General features: G+C 45.5%; 10 protein-coding genes. 5 read left to right on the forward strand and 5 right to left on the reverse strand.

The features are described 5' to 3' along the window. Positions 1 to 6: 6 nt before the first annotated feature. From KE626_RS26310 to KE626_RS26325, 4 genes are all read right to left on the reverse strand, one after another. Positions 7 to 1104 (reverse strand): Gfo/Idh/MocA family protein, encoded by a 1098-nt coding sequence (locus tag KE626_RS26310; protein WP_211976006.1) that lies wholly within the window; start codon positions 1102 to 1104, stop codon positions 7 to 9. Between the two features lie 104 nt (positions 1105 to 1208). Then, the gene (locus tag KE626_RS26315; protein ID WP_211976007.1) at positions 1209 to 2024 is read right to left on the reverse strand and encodes a glycoside hydrolase family 16 protein; all 816 of its coding nucleotides are present in this window, start codon (positions 2022 to 2024) and stop codon (positions 1209 to 1211) included. A 56-nt stretch (positions 2025 to 2080) separates the two neighbouring features. Then, a complete protein-coding gene (locus KE626_RS26320) occupies positions 2081 to 3616 on the reverse strand; it encodes a RagB/SusD family nutrient uptake outer membrane protein (RefSeq protein ID WP_211976008.1) in 1536 nt (511 codons plus the stop codon). 68 nt (positions 3617 to 3684) lie between these two features. Continuing rightward, on the reverse strand, positions 3685 to 6762 hold the full coding sequence (locus tag KE626_RS26325) for a SusC/RagA family TonB-linked outer membrane protein (protein WP_211976009.1): 3078 nt from the start codon (positions 6760 to 6762) through the stop codon (positions 3685 to 3687). Between the two features lie 183 nt (positions 6763 to 6945). On the opposite strand from KE626_RS26325, the gene KE626_RS26330 reads away from it, so the two are divergent. From KE626_RS26330 to KE626_RS26340, 3 genes are all read left to right on the forward strand, one after another. Next, positions 6946 to 9846: a ligand-binding sensor domain-containing protein gene (locus KE626_RS26330; protein ID WP_211976010.1), complete on the forward strand. Its 2901-nt coding sequence runs from the start codon at positions 6946 to 6948 to the stop codon at positions 9844 to 9846. Positions 9847 to 9948: 102 nt separating this feature from the next. Next, the gene (locus tag KE626_RS26335) at positions 9949 to 10812 is read left to right on the forward strand and encodes an NmrA family NAD(P)-binding protein (RefSeq protein WP_211976011.1); all 864 of its coding nucleotides are present in this window, start codon (positions 9949 to 9951) and stop codon (positions 10810 to 10812) included. 5 nt (positions 10813 to 10817) lie between these two features. Next, the gene (locus KE626_RS26340) at positions 10818 to 11759 is read left to right on the forward strand and encodes a helix-turn-helix domain-containing protein (protein WP_211976012.1); all 942 of its coding nucleotides are present in this window, start codon (positions 10818 to 10820) and stop codon (positions 11757 to 11759) included. A 51-nt stretch (positions 11760 to 11810) separates the two neighbouring features. On the opposite strand, the gene KE626_RS26345 is transcribed toward KE626_RS26340, so the two are convergent. Further along, the gene (locus KE626_RS26345; RefSeq protein ID WP_211976013.1) at positions 11811 to 12194 is read right to left on the reverse strand and encodes a winged helix-turn-helix transcriptional regulator; all 384 of its coding nucleotides are present in this window, start codon (positions 12192 to 12194) and stop codon (positions 11811 to 11813) included. 102 nt (positions 12195 to 12296) lie between these two features. Here KE626_RS26345 and KE626_RS26350 point away from each other — a divergent pair, with 102 nt between their 5' ends. Both KE626_RS26350 and KE626_RS26355 read left to right on the forward strand, forming a co-directional pair. Continuing rightward, positions 12297 to 13274, forward strand: a complete 978-nt coding sequence (locus KE626_RS26350; protein ID WP_211976014.1) for an NmrA/HSCARG family protein — start codon at positions 12297 to 12299, stop codon at positions 13272 to 13274. 296 nt (positions 13275 to 13570) lie between these two features. Further along, positions 13571 to 16648: a SusC/RagA family TonB-linked outer membrane protein gene (locus tag KE626_RS26355; protein ID WP_211976015.1), complete on the forward strand. Its 3078-nt coding sequence runs from the start codon at positions 13571 to 13573 to the stop codon at positions 16646 to 16648. The last annotated feature ends 8 nt before the right edge of the window (positions 16649 to 16656 follow it).

Here is a 16656-nt window from a genome sequence, read left to right on the forward strand (position 1 = left end):
CATTTATTATTTAGCGGCGGAAGTTGGATGCAGCCATAAATCAATCGGCTTTTCTACTTTCTGGTTAAAGGGAAGGCTTATCTTTTTTCCCTGTCCTGCAGCAGCGTAAGCGGCATAAATAATTTCCAGGACAGCCCTTCCATCTTTTCCGGTCACCAATGGTTCGCGGTTGTGCTGCACGCAGTCTATAAAATGTTTTAACTCCTGTGGATACCCCTGGTTAAAGGCTTCTTCGAATATGCAAAAGCTCCATCCTATTGTGGTGTCTGTTTTCTCCATGGCATAACCGTAGCCGTTTTTGCTATAAGCCAGCACAGAATTCCCGGTAAACAGATCAGCATACACCACGCCATCCAGGCCATGGATTTCGCTGCGGTCATCCATACCGCCCTGTTTTGCCCAGGAATTTTCTACTACACCCGTTACACCATTTTCAAATTCGATGATCACGATGGAGTTATCTTCTCCCCTGGTTCTTCCCTTGTGAAGCACAGTTTTCATAGATGCTGTAACGCTCACGGCTTTGCTGTTCTTCAACATCCACCTGAACCAGGCAATACCATGGCAACCCATGTCCATCAATACGCCGCCGCCGGATTGATTAATATCATAAAACCAATCTGAATGGGGCCCGGAATGCTTCTCCGATTGCTTTAACATATACATCTCGCCCACCGCACCTTCTTCCACCAATTGCCGGGCGCGTTCATACTTGGGTGCAAAACAAAGCTCTTCTGCATACATCAGTTTTACCCCGGCCTTTTCACAGGCGGCAATCATTTCATCCGCTTCTTCCAATGTAACTGCCAAAGGCTTTTCGATAATGATATGCTTCCCTGCGGCAGCGGCTTTGAGCGTAGCTTCCTTGTGTAAAAAATTAGGAAGACAAATATCCACCACATCAACATCGGTGTTTTTAAGCAACTCATCAATGGAGGAAAAATGCTGTGCGATATGATGCTTTTCTGCAAAGGCCTTTGCTTTGTCGGCACTTCTTGCATACGCCGCTACCAGCTCCGCTTCCGGAACAAACCTTGTATAACTTTCCAGATGGATGTCAGCAATAAATCCTGCGCCTAATATGGCAACTTTTATTCTCTTCATACTTTAACGTTAAAGTTATTTACCTAAAATATTATTCACCTGTTTGTTTGTATCCTGACATCATCTGCCATCTTGAGTAGAATTATGAATTACGAATTAGAATACTACGGGATCCATTCATACATTCTTACATAGTCCACCTGCATGGCTGCGGGGAATACTGCTTCATCCACACCTTCCTTTCCGCCCCAATTACCGCCAACAGCCACGTTTAGCAGCAAATAGAACTGCTTATCAAAGGGCCATCCCTCATGACCCTTGTGTTCATTAGCCACCTGGTAATACACCTTCCCGTCGAGCAGGAAGGTGATATTATCCGGTGTCCATTCTATAGCATACACATGAAATTTGTCATAAGGCTGACTGATATAAACACCTTTCGTTTTCTGTGTTCCGATAATATGGTTATAGGATTTACTGTGCAAACTTCCGAAGATACTGTCTTTCATATAACCCACGTGCTCCATTACATCAATTTCACCGCTTTCAGGCCAGCCGCCATATTCGTCATTGGTAGACAGCATCCATATAGCGGGCCAGAGCCCCCTGCCTTTCGGGAGCTTTGCTTTTACTTCCAGCTTTCCATATTTCCAGTCGCCTTTGTGTTGCGTGATCATCCTGGCCGAAGTATACTGGTGATCCCCGCTGCCGGCGTTCCTGGCGGTAATGTACAGCGTACCATTTTCCACCTTCGCGTTATTGATATCTGCGGCGGTGTAAAACTGCAGCTCGTTATTTCCCCAGCCGGATCTTCCGGTTTGATGCCCCCATTTAGTGCTATCGGGTAATCCGTTGTAGTTAAACTCATCACTCCAGGTCTGCTTCCATTTCATATGCCGTTTAACAGACTGCCCCTGTACCGTGGCTATGCAGCAACATCCCACCAGCGTTAACACAAAACAATAAATATTTCTTTTCATTTGATTTAAATTCGTTTACAGCAGCTATTCTTTTTAAGTGCTTTAATATAATTAAATTATTTGAGCCTTGGATTTACATCTTCCTGTGCCTGGGGAATCGGAATATACTCGCTCTTTCCTTTTATAAAACCAGGGAGTACAGTTGCTGCCTGATCAGTTCTTAACAGGTCATTAAATCTTTCACCCCACCATTCACAGATCAGTTCCGCATGGCGTTCATCCAGTAGCTGTTGCAGGGTTACATTGTTGATAGACGCCAGCTTCACCCGGTTTCTGACGGCATTCACCTGGGCATCTCCGTTTTGTCCTTTACGGATTTTTGCTTCCGCATTCATTAACAGGGCTTCCGCATAACGCATTATCCGGATGTTATTATTTGCGCCGTAATAATCAATCCTGTCCGCTGTCATTTGCGAGCGGGGGGTATATGATTTGCCGTTGAAATATTTTTTCCTGGAAGCATTTCCGGAAATGGTATCTCCATCCGGTGTCACTGAATAAGTAGCAGGATCGCCATTGATACCACAATACTGGATGGTCGTTTTTAAACGGATACTGTCATTACGCGATTTCAGAAAATCAACCGCTTTTTGTGTGGGCACCATCCAACCCGGACCAGTGATGACGGGGCTGTAGGTATTTTCCGGGCCCTGGAAGAAAAAGAAATTACCCCATTCTTCGCCCGGGCCACCGGAAATCACGATATCGCCGGTAGACTTTCCAAAATCAGAATACTGCAGCTCTAAAATGGCTTCATCACATAACTTACCTGGCTTTTTAAACAGCTGGTAGTAATTGCTGAACAGGGAGAATTTACCGCTGTTGACAATCTGGTTGGTACAATCCAGCACAACATCCCAGTAAGTACTGCCACTGTTATTACCTGCCAGATCCATAGCCGCTTTGGCTTTCAACATCAGCGCGGTATATTTGGTAACGGCGCCGATGTGTGTGGCGGCATTAGGCCTTGCGTCTTCCAGGTTGGCAATACAAAAATCCATTTCAGAAATAACATACTTGTTTACATCTTCCACACTGCTTTTGGTAACTCCTCCGAGGTTGGCCGGGTCATTGCTTTCTATTCCCAGGATAGGTACGGCGCCATAGGATCTGCAAAGCCAAAACTGCGCGAGTGCCCTGAAGAAGCGGACTTCCGCCTGGTATTTCGCCAGCAGTTTGGTTTTATCAGCATCGGTGGAGGGTATATTTTTTCCAAACTTCTCCAGTTCAGCCAACGCACTATTCGCGCTCAGTACCACTGAATACATACTGATCCACATGTCGTTGATGCCCCAGTAGCTTTTTACCGTCACATCTGTTTGAAAATTGTGGATGCCCACCTGTCCGGCATCATCATTTCCCGGGGTAATATCATCACTGCGTGACGACCGGATGGCAACACTGATCCATTTCCCAAAAGTACCGCTGGAAGCGGTTCTGTATACACCGGATACCGGCTGGTACATTAATGACAGGTCATTATAATCGATGGTCGTTGCCTGGGGCTTATTTTCCAACGGGCGATCCAGGAACTTGGAGCAACCGGATGATAAAACCGTTGCTATGAGCAAAATTGATATATAGCTTCTCATGTTTTCTTTTTTTAATTGTCTATAACTAGTACTACAGCCAGCTTTTCGTATATTCTTCAACGAAGGCGTTAGAAAGTAGCTCTCACGCCCAGGCTGTAGGTAGAAGAAACCGGGTAAACATTAGCATCATAACCGGATACCGAGTAGCCAAAAGAGGTATTGGTACCAACTTCGGGCGTAAAACCATTGTACCGGGTAAAGAGAAATGGTCTGTCGGCAGTAGCAAATACCCTCATGGCAACAGGCGATTCTTTGCCTACATTAAAATTATAACCCAGCTGAATGTTCTGTATACGCAGGTAAGCACCGCTCTCTACAAAAAAGGAGTTGCTCACTTTAAACCAACCCTGTCCCAACGCATACGCAGAAGGATAGTCGTTTGTTGAACCAGGTCCCGTCCAGAGATTAGAGGCAAATTTTTCGTCCAGGTTAAGCGAGGTGGAAGCTTTGTAAAGCCGTCCGCGGTTAAGATTAAATATCTTATTACCAGACACGCCCTGGAACGCAATGCTAAAATCAAATTGCTTATAATTCAGCGCTATATTAAAACCGTAGGTAACCTTAGGTAAATAACTTCCCATGTTGATACGGTCTTTATCATCCAGCACGCCATCGCCGTTCTGATCCTTGTATTTTGGGAAACCAGGAAGGATGGGCGAAGTAGCTGTTTGGTTATAGTGTGCCGCAATCGGATCATTGTTCACCTCCTGCTGCGTTTGATATATGCCTGTAAATTCATAACCGTAGAAGTAGTTGATAGGTTGGCCTACGAGGATACGATTCGGAAATTCCGCTGTCCACTCGGGGAAACCGCTGGTCGAACTGGGAAGTGTTCCCAGGTTGGTGACTTTATTCTTCAGGGTCGACATGTTCGCGCCTATCTGGTAGCCCAGGTTACCGATTTTATCATTCCAGCTCAGTGCTACATCCCAACCGCTGTTCTCCATGTCTGCCCAGTTACCATATATCGTTGTATAGGTGAAAGGGAATGGCCGGGAGAAAGCAGCCTGGGTAGTCTTCCTGTTGTAATAATCAACAGAGCCTTTTAATCTTCCCCGTAACATTTCAAAATCAACACCACCATCCCACTCGGTCACTATTTCCCAGGAGATATTTGTGAAAAACCTGTTTACGGAATACCCCGGCACATATTCTCCATTGGCGCCGGCAGTACTGCCAAAAACGGCGGAAGCATTGTTGCCTGTTTTTACAACCGCATAACCTGCGTTAGCATTTACCCCGTCGTTCCCAAGCTTACCCCAGCTACCCCGCAATTTTAAGAAATCGAAGATTTTCTGGTTCTTCATAAATGCTTCCCTGCTCAGTACCCATCCCAAACCTACGGAAGGGAAATAGCCCCATTTAGTCTGGTATTTTGAACTTCCATCTGCACGAAACGTAGCAGTAAGCAGGTATTTATTGTCATAATCATAAGTACCACGGGTAAAGTAGGAGATGCCGGCGTTACGGGTACCATCTTCTCCGTAGTAAGTGGCACTGGGTGTTCCCTGGCCGGCATACCACGATTCTTCCACATCCGGTATGTTATCGGCTTCGGTCCTGGTTTGACGCCACCGCTCTTCCCGGGTCGATTGTCCCAGTAACAGGCTCCAGTGATGCAAGCCTTTACCGTCCTTGTAGGTGAGCAGGTTATCCAGGATATAATTGGTGGTTCTTTCCTGGATGGATTTCAGGTGAGACACAGTAGAACCGGCGCCGGGCCCCAGGTTCATCTGCGGGCTGTACTTTGTTCCCAACAGGGAACCATATATCTGGCTTAACTGGGATCTGAAAGTGATCTTATTCTCCCAAAAACTTGCTTCGCCATAAATTGTTGGTAATATCTGGAAGGCCTTTGACCTGTCGTAGTTATAATAGGCAGAGGCCATCGGATTTTTATCGTCAGATCTTCCGATAACGGAAGCGGCCGTAAACTTCACGGGGAAAGCGTTTACATTGGCGTTGTCGTACACCGGGAACAGCGGGGAAGCCGTATAAGCATCCAGGAAAGCGCCGTTATTGGGACTGAAGGTAACCGAGTTATTAAAGATGGCGGAGAAGCCTACCTTCAACCAGCTGAATGCCCTGGCTTCCAGTTGTAACCGCCCGTTGTATCTTTTAAAGTTGTTCAGGGCATTCAAAATACCATCCTGGTAAGTATAGTTCAACCCGAGGGAGTAAGTTACCTTGTCGCTTCCACCCTGCACATCGATGCCATGGTTGGTTAACAACGCGCTCTTTCTTAATATCACATCGTACCAATCCGTGCTGGTAGTGGGATTCAGCCCGCTGCCACCAAACCTTTGTGAAGATAACAAAACGGTACCGCTATCTGCAACAGATCCCCGTTGAAGGGAAAACGCGGTATACTGCGCTCCGTTGGCCATTTTAAGAACATGTGTCGGCTTCTGCACCCCTACATAACCATTGTAGGTTACGCGGGTCTTCATATTTGCTTTTCCTTTTTTTGTGGTGATGAGCACTACACCGTTGGCGGCGCGTACCCCGTAGATGGCGGCGCCGGAGGCGTCCTTCAGGATAGACATGTCGGCAATGTCATTTGGATTAAGGAAACTGATGTCATTAACAAACATGCCGTCCACCACATATAATGGATTTTCATTATTAAATGATCCAACTCCCCTGATGCGTACATTCGGAGAGCTGCCCGGCGCCCCGCTGGTAACTACCTGTACACCGGCAACGCTTCCCTGCAGCGCCTCCATAGGGCTTGCGGTAGTGCGTTTAAGCATGTTTTCTGTGTTCACCGTTGTAACCGGAGCCGTGAGGTCGCCCTTCTTTTGGGTACCATAACCAACCACTATTACTTCGTCCAACCGGGTCCTGGAAGGCTCCAGCTGAATATTCAATACGCTGCCGGTAATAGCAATCACCTGGCTCACAAAGCCAACCGCCGACACTGCTATTGAATCTGAACCGGGAGGTATAGAAAGTGTAAATGCACCGGCCTCATTTGTAGCAGTACCGATAACCGTACCTTTTACACCTATAGAGGCTCCGATAACAGGCGCATTTTTGTCATCTGTTACAGTGCCTTTTACAACTTTGTTTTGAGCATAGGTGGCAAAATGGGCCGTAACAGAAAATACAAGGAGGATAAAAATTCTGGAGAACTTTTTTTTCATACGTAAAATTTAGTTTTTCGCTCGTGCTGAATAAGTGGATCGTGGAATAACAAATGTAGGCGGGCTTATCATTAAATGTTGAGAAACTGCCCCAACAATACTACGTCTTATCACGTAATTGCCTATTTTTATAAGCAAAGACACTACTACAATACTACTACATCAGTGGGTTGGGATTTAAATATGAATAAGACATTACTCAATATCCTGTTTTTTTCCGGGCTGTTATCAGCATGCTGTTATACTGTCCGGGCGCAAAATGAATGCGGACTTCCGGCTGTTGTCAACTACACCAAATTTGATTATCATGGTGGCAGCCAGAACTGGGAGATAGGACAAGATAAGCAGGGAGTAATGTACTTTGCCAATAATGAAGGCCTGTTAAGTTTTGACGGAAGTCACTGGAAACTCTATCCATTACCCAATAGCACGGTTATGTGGTCACTCGCTGTTAGTGATGACGGGAAAATATATGTGGGCGGACAGGACGAGATCGGATATTTCTTTCCCGGTACCAATGGCATACTGACGTATACCTCCTTAAAAGATAATATCCCCGAGCAATACAGGAAATTTGCCGACATATGGCATATTGCCATTATGGGCGGCAGGGTTTTCTTCCAGGCTGATGATCGCATCTTTGAGTACAACGACAAATCGGTTCATGTACATCCTTCGCATTCAAAATGGCTTTTCCTGGGGCGTGCCGGGGAGCATATTTATGCCGCAGACCGGGTGGCCGGATTATTACAATTTGACAAAAACCAATGGGCGCCGGTAGCAGATGGGAAGAAACTAGCAGGGATACTTATCGCCGGTATCGTTTCAATGGGCAAGGACAGTACCTTCATCGTGAGCCGCACAAATGGTATTTTTCTATTGCATAACGGCACGATAACTCCGCAGTTTAATAATAAACCCAGTCATCTCTACATCAATGCTGCTGCAAAAATAAATGATGATGAACTGATGGTAGCCACCTTCTCCGGTGGCTGCCAGGTAGTTAATATAAGAAACCAGCTGTGGCAAAGCTATTCCAATGAACAGGGCCTTCAGAATAACAATGCCCTGAGCGTGTTCATGGACGCCAGTAATAACCTATGGACCGGGTTAAACAGTGGCATCAGTTATATCAACTATAACTCCTCTATCCGGTATCTCCAGGTGGGTAAAGCCAATAATCTGCCCGGCTATGCTACTGCTATATTCAATAACAGGCTGTATGTGGCCACGTCCAACGGGCTATACAGCGCTCCTTTGACTAATAATAATGATATCCATGTTACGAAGGATGACTTCTCCCTGGTAAAAAATACAGAGAACCGCGAAGCCTGGAATCTTACGGAGGTGAACGGGCATTTACTGCTGGGCAATGACAACGGCAGCTACAACATACTGGGAAACGAAGCCAGGCAACTTTCCGGAGAAGCAGGCAGCTGGTATTTTCTGCCCCTGTCTTCCGTTTACCCGGTGCAGGATATCATAGTAGGCACCTACTATGGGCTGAAACGGCTCCGATATGAAAATAATAATTTTAATGACGAGGGTAAAATAAACGGTACTCCCGACTCCTACCGCTTTATGGCGCTGGACGTCAATGGAGATATCTGGGCTTCCCATCCCTATCGGGGCATCTATCGCGTGAGCTTGTCACAAGACAAGAAAAAATACTCCATCCATCTATATACCTCCAATGATGGCCTGCCTTCCGCCTTAAATAATTTTGTCTTCAAAATAAAAAATCAAATCATCTTTGCTACCACCAGGGGACTTTATGAGTTTAATCCCTCCACGAATAAATTTTCCCCTTCCAGGTTTCTTGCCCCGGTTTTTGGAGAAATGAAAGTATGGTACCTGACAGAAGATAAAGACGGCAACATATGGTTTTGTAACGAGAAAGGAACCGGTGTAGTTCACTTTTCCCCGGCTGATTCCGCCAGGGCCCCTAAAGTGACGTATTTTCCTGAGTTAGCCGGACAGCTCCTTCCAAAGTTCGAAAACATTTATCCCTATAACAGCGAACATGTACTTATTGGTTCAGAAAAAGGATTAATTCATCTTGACTATAAAAGATACACTTCCGCCAAACAACCCATTACCGTACGGCTGGGAATGGTGAAAACCACCGGCAAAACCGACAGCACCATCTTTGGCGGCTACCAGGGCGGATATCCCGCCACTGCCGTATCCGGTAACACCCCCGAAGTGCTGCAGTTGCCATCCGCATCCAATGCATTTCATTTTGAATACAGCTCACCGGTATACGATTTTCAGCAAAATATCACCTATAGCTATCAACTGGAAGGTTACGATAATGATTGGTCTTCCTGGGATAATAAAACAGAGAAAGACTATACCAACCTGTCAAACGGGGAATACACCTTTAAAGTAAAAGCCAGGGACTACCAGCATAACGAGTCCGCAGTAGCGTCTTATACCTTCCTGATAAAAGCGCCCTGGTATAAAACCACCTGGGCTATACTCGGCTACCTGTGCATTTTAGGAGGCCTGGTATTTATGATACGCAGGTATCTGAAGCATAAGCTACTGCTACAGCAACAAAAATTCGAAGAAGAACAAAAGAAACTCAAATATATCCATCACCTGGAGCTGGAAAAAAATGAAAAGGAAATCATCAAACTTCAAAACGAAAAATTAGCGCAGGAGGTACTGCTGAAGAAAAAAGAATTAGCGAATACCAGCATGCACCTGATGGAAAATTCAGATACCTTAACCAAAATAAAAGAAAAAGTATCACGCCTGGACAGTGAAACAAACGATATTAAAAGCATTACTGACCTCATTAAGGATGCAGAAAAAATCAATGCCAACTGGGAAGTGTTTGCCGCTCACTTTGATGAGTTGAATGATGATTTTCTGAACAAACTAAAAAAGCAATACCCGCAATTGACTACTTCCGACTTAAAAGTGTGCGCTTATCTTAAATTGAACCTGACCACAAAAGAAATCGCCCAACTATTGAACATCACCGTTCGCGGTGTGGAAGTAAGCCGGTACAGGATAAGGAAGAAAATTGGCCTGCCAACGGAGCAATCGTTAAGCACCTTTTTTAACCAGATGTAAAGCGGCCAATATTTCTTCCTGCATTTTCATACAATCTTCTGAGATTTGAACACTTTTTCTTCCGCATTCCGGTAGACCTTTGAGTACATTAAATTATCGAAAATGAAAATTGTACTTACAGGCTCCCTCGGGAATATCAGCAAACCGCTTGCAGAAATATTGGTGAAGGCCGGACACCAGGTTACCCTTATCAGCACAAATCCGGATAAGCAGGGCCAGATACAGGCGATAGGCGCTCAACCTGCTATTGGCAGCATCCAGGACTTACCTTTTCTCATTAAAACCTTCACAGGAGCTGATGTTGTTTATTGTATGAATCCACTGAATTTTACAGCAAGGGATCTCGATGCATGGGATAGGAATATGGATAATTATATCCTGGCTATCAGGGAAACAGGGATAAAACGTGTAATCGTCCTCTCCGGATGGGTAGCGCACCTGCTGAATTCCATCTGGCCGGAGAAAAAATTTGAGGCACTTGAGGACTTGTCTGTTACCTTTGTACGGCCAGGACCCTTTTACAGTAATTTCTATCACCTTAAAGATATGATCCGCCAGCAGGGTATGATTATATCGAACTATGGCGGAGAAGACCTGGTAGCTTTTGTAGCTCCTGAAGACATCGCTGCAGCTATCGCGGAAGAAATAAACAGCCCTGCGATGACGGGTTTGAAAGTGATGTACGTGGTCAGCGAGGAACTTACCTGTACCCAGGCAGCACAAATTATAGGAGAAGCCATTGGGATTCCTGAGCTTCAATGGAGAGCATTTCCCGAAGAGCAGGTAAAACAAACACTTGAAGCTACCGGTGTATCACCAGAGGTGGCCGGGTTACTGGTAGAGATGCAGGAAAACATGCATAATGGGAAAGCGCAACAGGACTACTTCCTTAGCAGACCCGTATCAGGAAAACGAAAACTGCGGGACTTTGCCAGGGAGTACGCTGCCTGGTATCATCAAAACTAAATATTATGGCAGGAAACCTTCCCCGGAAAATAAAAAGCATCCATGAACTACTGCAGCTGCAAGGCTTGCCTGATACAAGGCATCCGCTTATCAGCGTATTAAATATTGCTGAGCTAAAGAAGGTTCCTAAGTATGGACCAGATATAGTGGCTGCCACTAATTTTTATTTTATAGGGATGAGCAGGTTCACGCAGTTTTGTTTGAAAATGAAGTACGGGCAGCAGGAATATGATTTTGATAAAGGTGTAATGAGTTTTATAGCACCAGGACAGGTATTTAATTTTATTGGCGATCAGGAAGATGACATGGATCGGTCCGGATGGTTACTGCTCCTCCATCCGGATTTTCTCTGGAACCACCCTCTTGCGTTGAAGATAAAACAGTATGAGTTCTTTGATTACGCAGTAAATGAAGCCTTGTTCCTGTCTGATAACGAAGAGCAGACTATTAGCGGATTGTTCAGGAATATTGAACAGGAATATAGTGCTAACATTGACAAATTCAGCCAGGGGATTATTATTTCCCTTATTGAATCCCTGCTGGGATATTCAGAGCGCTTTTACCAACGACAGTTCATTACCCGTAAAATCACTCATCATGGTATCGTGAGTCACCTGGAAGCCATGCTGGAAAAGGCCTTTTCACCGGAAGCACTCGAAATGAACGGGGTGCCTACGGTAAAGGATATATCGGGCCAGCTGAATATTTCACCTAATTATCTCAGCAGTTTGCTCAAAACCCTTACAGGCAACAGCACCCAACAGCACATACAGGAGAAGATCATAGAGAAGGCAAAGGAAAAGTTGATTATGACAGATTTGTCTGTAAATGAAATCGCTTTTGAACTGGGGTTTGAATACCCGCAGTCTTTCTCCAAATTGTTCAAAACCAAGGCGAATATTTCGCCGCTGGAATTCAGAAAGTCTGGTAGATTTATTAAACCTTAGCGCACACCTGGGATTTACAGGTAGATTCGTGCGACAAGGGAATAAGTTTCGCTATTCGGTTTCCTGCAGATAAACAAACTCGCCTTTCTCACTGGCAGTCTTATTTCCCCATGCTGTGATTGCCTCCAAAACAGGAATGAACGTTTTGCCAAAATCAGTCAGGCTGTAAACGACTTTGATGGGAGGCTTTTTGCCATACGCTTTTCTTTCCACTAAACCATCTTTCTCCAACTGCTTTAACTGCAAACTCAATGTCATCTCCGTAACTGAAGGCATTTCTTTACGGAGTTCATTATATCTTTTTGCCTCGTCTTTTAAATGGTATAAGATAACTGCCTTCCATTTCCCTCCTACCAAATCCATTGTTAAGCTTACTGAGCAAGGGTATAGCTTGCTGTTCAGTTTTATGTAATCACCAATACATTCTGTTTTCATGCTATTATTTTTGGCACCTATCTGTTTTGATAGTTATTGTAAATGTATTTCACTAAAAATAATTTTGCAACTATAATATTTATAGTTCAAAAATTCATTTACATGATTACGAGTACAAAAATAAACAGTATAGCCGTACAAAAAGATAAACCACTTATTACAATTGTTGGTGTTTTGGGCAAACAGGGGCTTAGTGCAGCCCGTACATTATTGACATCCGGAAGGTATCGGGTACGTGGAATTACTCGTCGTATTGATTCACCTGAAGCGCTTATCCTGTCTCAACAAGGAGTTGAGCTTATAAATATACCACTTGACCTGGGCTACCAGGAAGAGTTTGTGAAAGCATTCCATGGGTCTGCCGGCGTTTTTCTGATGACGCCTAATATCGCTCCACCCGCAACCCATGAATTCGAATTGGGTAAACAGTTGGCAGATGCAGCTGTGGAAGCCGGGGTACCTCATATCGTGTTCAGCAGTTTAGAAAATGTCGATAAACTTACAAGCGGGAAAAAGTTCGCACCACATTTTACCGACAAGGCTAAAATCGAAGAATACATTCGTACACTGCCGATCAAAAGCTCATTTATTTACATGGCGTTCTTCTACACGAATTTGATGGAATTTTACACGCCTGTCTTAAATGGCGACACCCTCGTATTTCCTATCTATTTGCCAAAAGACTTCCGTGCGCCTTTTGTTGATCCCCTTACAGCTACGGGGCCGGCTGTTTTAGAAATTTTTTCAAACCCGGATGAGTATGCAGGTCAATCCCTTCCTGTTATCGGTGATATTATCTCTCCCCAGGAAATGGTGGATACCTTTATTAGGGTAACCGGCAAGAATGCAGTGTATAGTTCGGCATTTTCCCGGGAAGAACTCCTTCGTCACTTTCCGGCATTCAGTTCAAACGAAGTTTTAGTGCAGGAACTCACAGGGATGGTTGAATATGCAGTAGAATACGGATATTTCAGGGATGATCGTGACTTAATGTGGAGTAGAAAAATAAACCCTGGGAGCCTGAATTGGGAGCAATTTCTGAGCAGCACCGGGTGGGAAGGACAAAAACTTCTGTATTGAGCGTTTACCGGGAAGTATTGGATATTGTTTGGGCAGCCCGCGATTTTGCCGGCTCTTAATATATTCTGCAGTACGCATTTTAACCATACGCTGAAGTAAGTAAGAAAGCCGTTTCACGCGATTGAGGCGGCTTCTTTACGTTTATGAACACCGTCGGCCAGCGGCGTTCTCCCTTCAAAAATCATAATATAGTCCATCTAAAAAATTTAATTGTCCATCTGACTATTAAATTTTAAATGTAAATTAGACACTTAATGTAGTCATCAACTAAAGTCTGACATCTTAAAAATTCCCGTATGAGAAATTACACCGGGGTGAGCATTTCACCACCTGCCTGGTACAGGCATATGTTCCTTGTTTTTCTTATTTTATCCGGCTTTGCAGCCAATGCACAGCAAAAAGTGACCGGAAAAGTGACCGAAGATGCGACTAACCAACCCGTTGTCATGGCATCTATCCAGATCAAGGGTACCACGCGGGGCACAGTTACAGACGATAAAGGACAGTTTTCATTGATGGTAAAAGACGGCGATAAATTGCTGGTATCCTCCATGGAATTTGAGTCCACAGAAGTCACAGTAGGCGCTGAAGGCGCCCTTAACATCCGGCTCAAACGCAGCACCGCCGGCCTCAATGAGGTAGTTGTAATTGGTTACGGTACCGTTAAGAAAAAGGACCTTACAGGTTCTATTGCATCGCTGAAGGCCGCCGACCTTAAGACAGAAGGCGTCAGTAATGTAGGCAGAGCCCTGCAGGGCAAGCTGCCCGGAGTAACTGTAGAATCGGCCGGAGGAGATCCCGGAGCGGGCACCCGCATCCTGATACGGGGCGTGGGAACGCTAGGCAATGCAACACCACTTTACCTCGTAGATGGCGTGCCCGTGGCCGGTATCAACAATATCGCACCTGGCGATATCGAATCAATGGATGTATTGAAAGATGCCTCTGCAGCCGCCATCTATGGATCGCGTGCGGCCAACGGCGTGGTACTGGTGACCACTAAAACCGGTAAGCCGGGAAAGGCTGTCATCCAGTTTAGTACCAACTTCGGCAGGCAGAAAATAGACCATCCCTGGAAGGTATTAAACGCATCAGAATGGGCCACCGTCAGCAATGCAGCGCATGATGCAGCTAACCTGCCCAGGCTGGCAATTGCCGCCAACCCTTCTCAACTCGGGGAAGGCACTAACTGGCAGGACGCCATATACAGAACGGCGCTGATTCAGCAATACCAGCTCACCATGAGTGGCGGCAGTGAAACATCGCGGTTCAGTGTATCGGGCAACTATAACAAACAGGATGGTATTGTAGATGTAACCGGTTATAGCCGATACGGCGCGCGTGTAAAATCAGAAACGACCAAAGGCATTCTGAAAGTCGGTGAAACGGTATTGCTTTCCCGTGAAAAATGGATCCGCATGCCCGGTGGCTGGGGCGGACAGGGAGGAAATGCGGTAGGATCCGCTGCTAAGATGATCCCTGTATTCAAGGTTTACGACAGCACAGCGCTTGGCGGATATGCAGGCGCTACCGGTCCCGTGGTGAATGTAGCAAATCCTGTTGCACAATTGCACCTGGAAGATATTAGCTATGAAGTCACCTCTATTCTTGCCAATGCTTTTGCAGAAGTATCTATACTTCCCTCACTGAAATATAAATTCAACCTGGGTTATACCAGTTCCTTCGGCAACACAGACGACTATGCGAGGCGATACAATGTAGGATCGCTCTTCTCGCATCCAACAAATGATTTAAGCCAGTCGAAAGACCGCAACCAGCTGGTGTTAGTTGAAAATACGCTCAATTTCACGAAAGATTTCGGCAAACACAGTATACAGGCCCTAGCAGGTTATTCTTATCAGAAAACGCAGTACAACTACTGGCTGGCCAGCAAAACAAATCTTCCTGATGGCTTAAAGGAACTGGATGCTGCTTCCGGTACCGCCACCGTAGCCGGCAACAGCACGGTGAGCACCCTATTGTCTGTGCTGGGCCGCGTCATCTATTCTTATGACAACCGCTACCTGCTCACCGCCAGTTTCCGTCGTGATGGTTCTTCCCGGTTTGGAGCAGGCAACAGATATGGTAACTTCCCTTCCATTGCCGCAGGTTGGAATATCTCCAATGAGAAGTTCTGGTCCGTATCTCCAAACATTATATCCGCATTGAAATTGCGGGGTAGCTATGGTATACTCGGCAACCAGGAAATTGGCGATTATCAATACAGCGCAGCCATCTCCTCTAATATCAACTATGTTACCGGGGCGGATCAACAAAAATGGTTTGGCGCTATTCAAACAGCCTTTGCATCCCCCAATATCAAATGGGAAAATACGGAGACCATGAACATCGGAACGGACATCAGTTTCCTGAATGGCAAACTAAATGTTACCGCAGACTACTTCCGGAAAAATACAACCGATGTGTTGTTGAATGTTCCTATACCCGGTTCCACCGGCTCTTCTACCAATCCCGTAATAAATGCCGGCACCATTCAGAACAAAGGTTTTGAGCTGGGTTTGAACCATACCAATACGGTAGGAGTGCTTACCTATAGCGTAACGGGTACCTTTTCTGCCGTTAAAAATAAAGTCATAGAACTGGGCACCGGCTCCCAGCAAATCTTCGGCGGACCACCCACCCACCATGGCGCTTCCACTACCCTAACGCAGGCCGGCGGGGAAATTGCCGGCTTCTATCTCATTAAGTCATTAGGTATCTTCCAGTCACAGGCAGAAATAGATGCTTATAAAGATAAAGAGGGTAAGTTAATTCAGCCCAACGCAGCGCCGGGAGATATTAAATTCCTGGATGCCAACGGAGATGGTATTATCAGTAATTCCGATCGCGTTAACTGCGGCAGTCCTTTCCCTGATTTCGAATATGGTGTAGGCATTAATCTCAAAGCTTACAATTTCGATCTCAACATCTTCATGCAGGGAACGCAGGGGAATAAGATCTATAACGGTTTACGCCAGGACCTGGAAGGCATGAACCTTGAATTCAACTACAGCCGTGCCACCCTCAATGCCTGGACGCCACAGAACACGCATACAGATATTCCAAGAGCGGTGATCAACGATCCTAATTTCAATGATCAAACATCGTCCCGCTTCCTCGAAAACGGTTCCTACTTCCGTTTAAAAACATTGCAACTCGGGTATACCATTCCTGAAAGCCTGGTACAACGTATGAGAATTACCAGTTTACGGGCTTACGTGAGTGCCGACAACCTGTTTACCATCACAAAATACAGCGGGTCTAACCCGGATATTGGCAGGACTGGCAGCATTCTCGACCGCGGCGTTGATTTCGGCCATGTGGCCTATCCCCTCGCACGGGTGCTTTCTATCGGTTTACAACTGTCATTGTAATTTTTTAA

The organism is Chitinophaga hostae, from assembly GCF_018224885.1.
GTDB classification, from domain to species: domain Bacteria; phylum Bacteroidota; class Bacteroidia; order Chitinophagales; family Chitinophagaceae; genus Chitinophaga; species Chitinophaga hostae.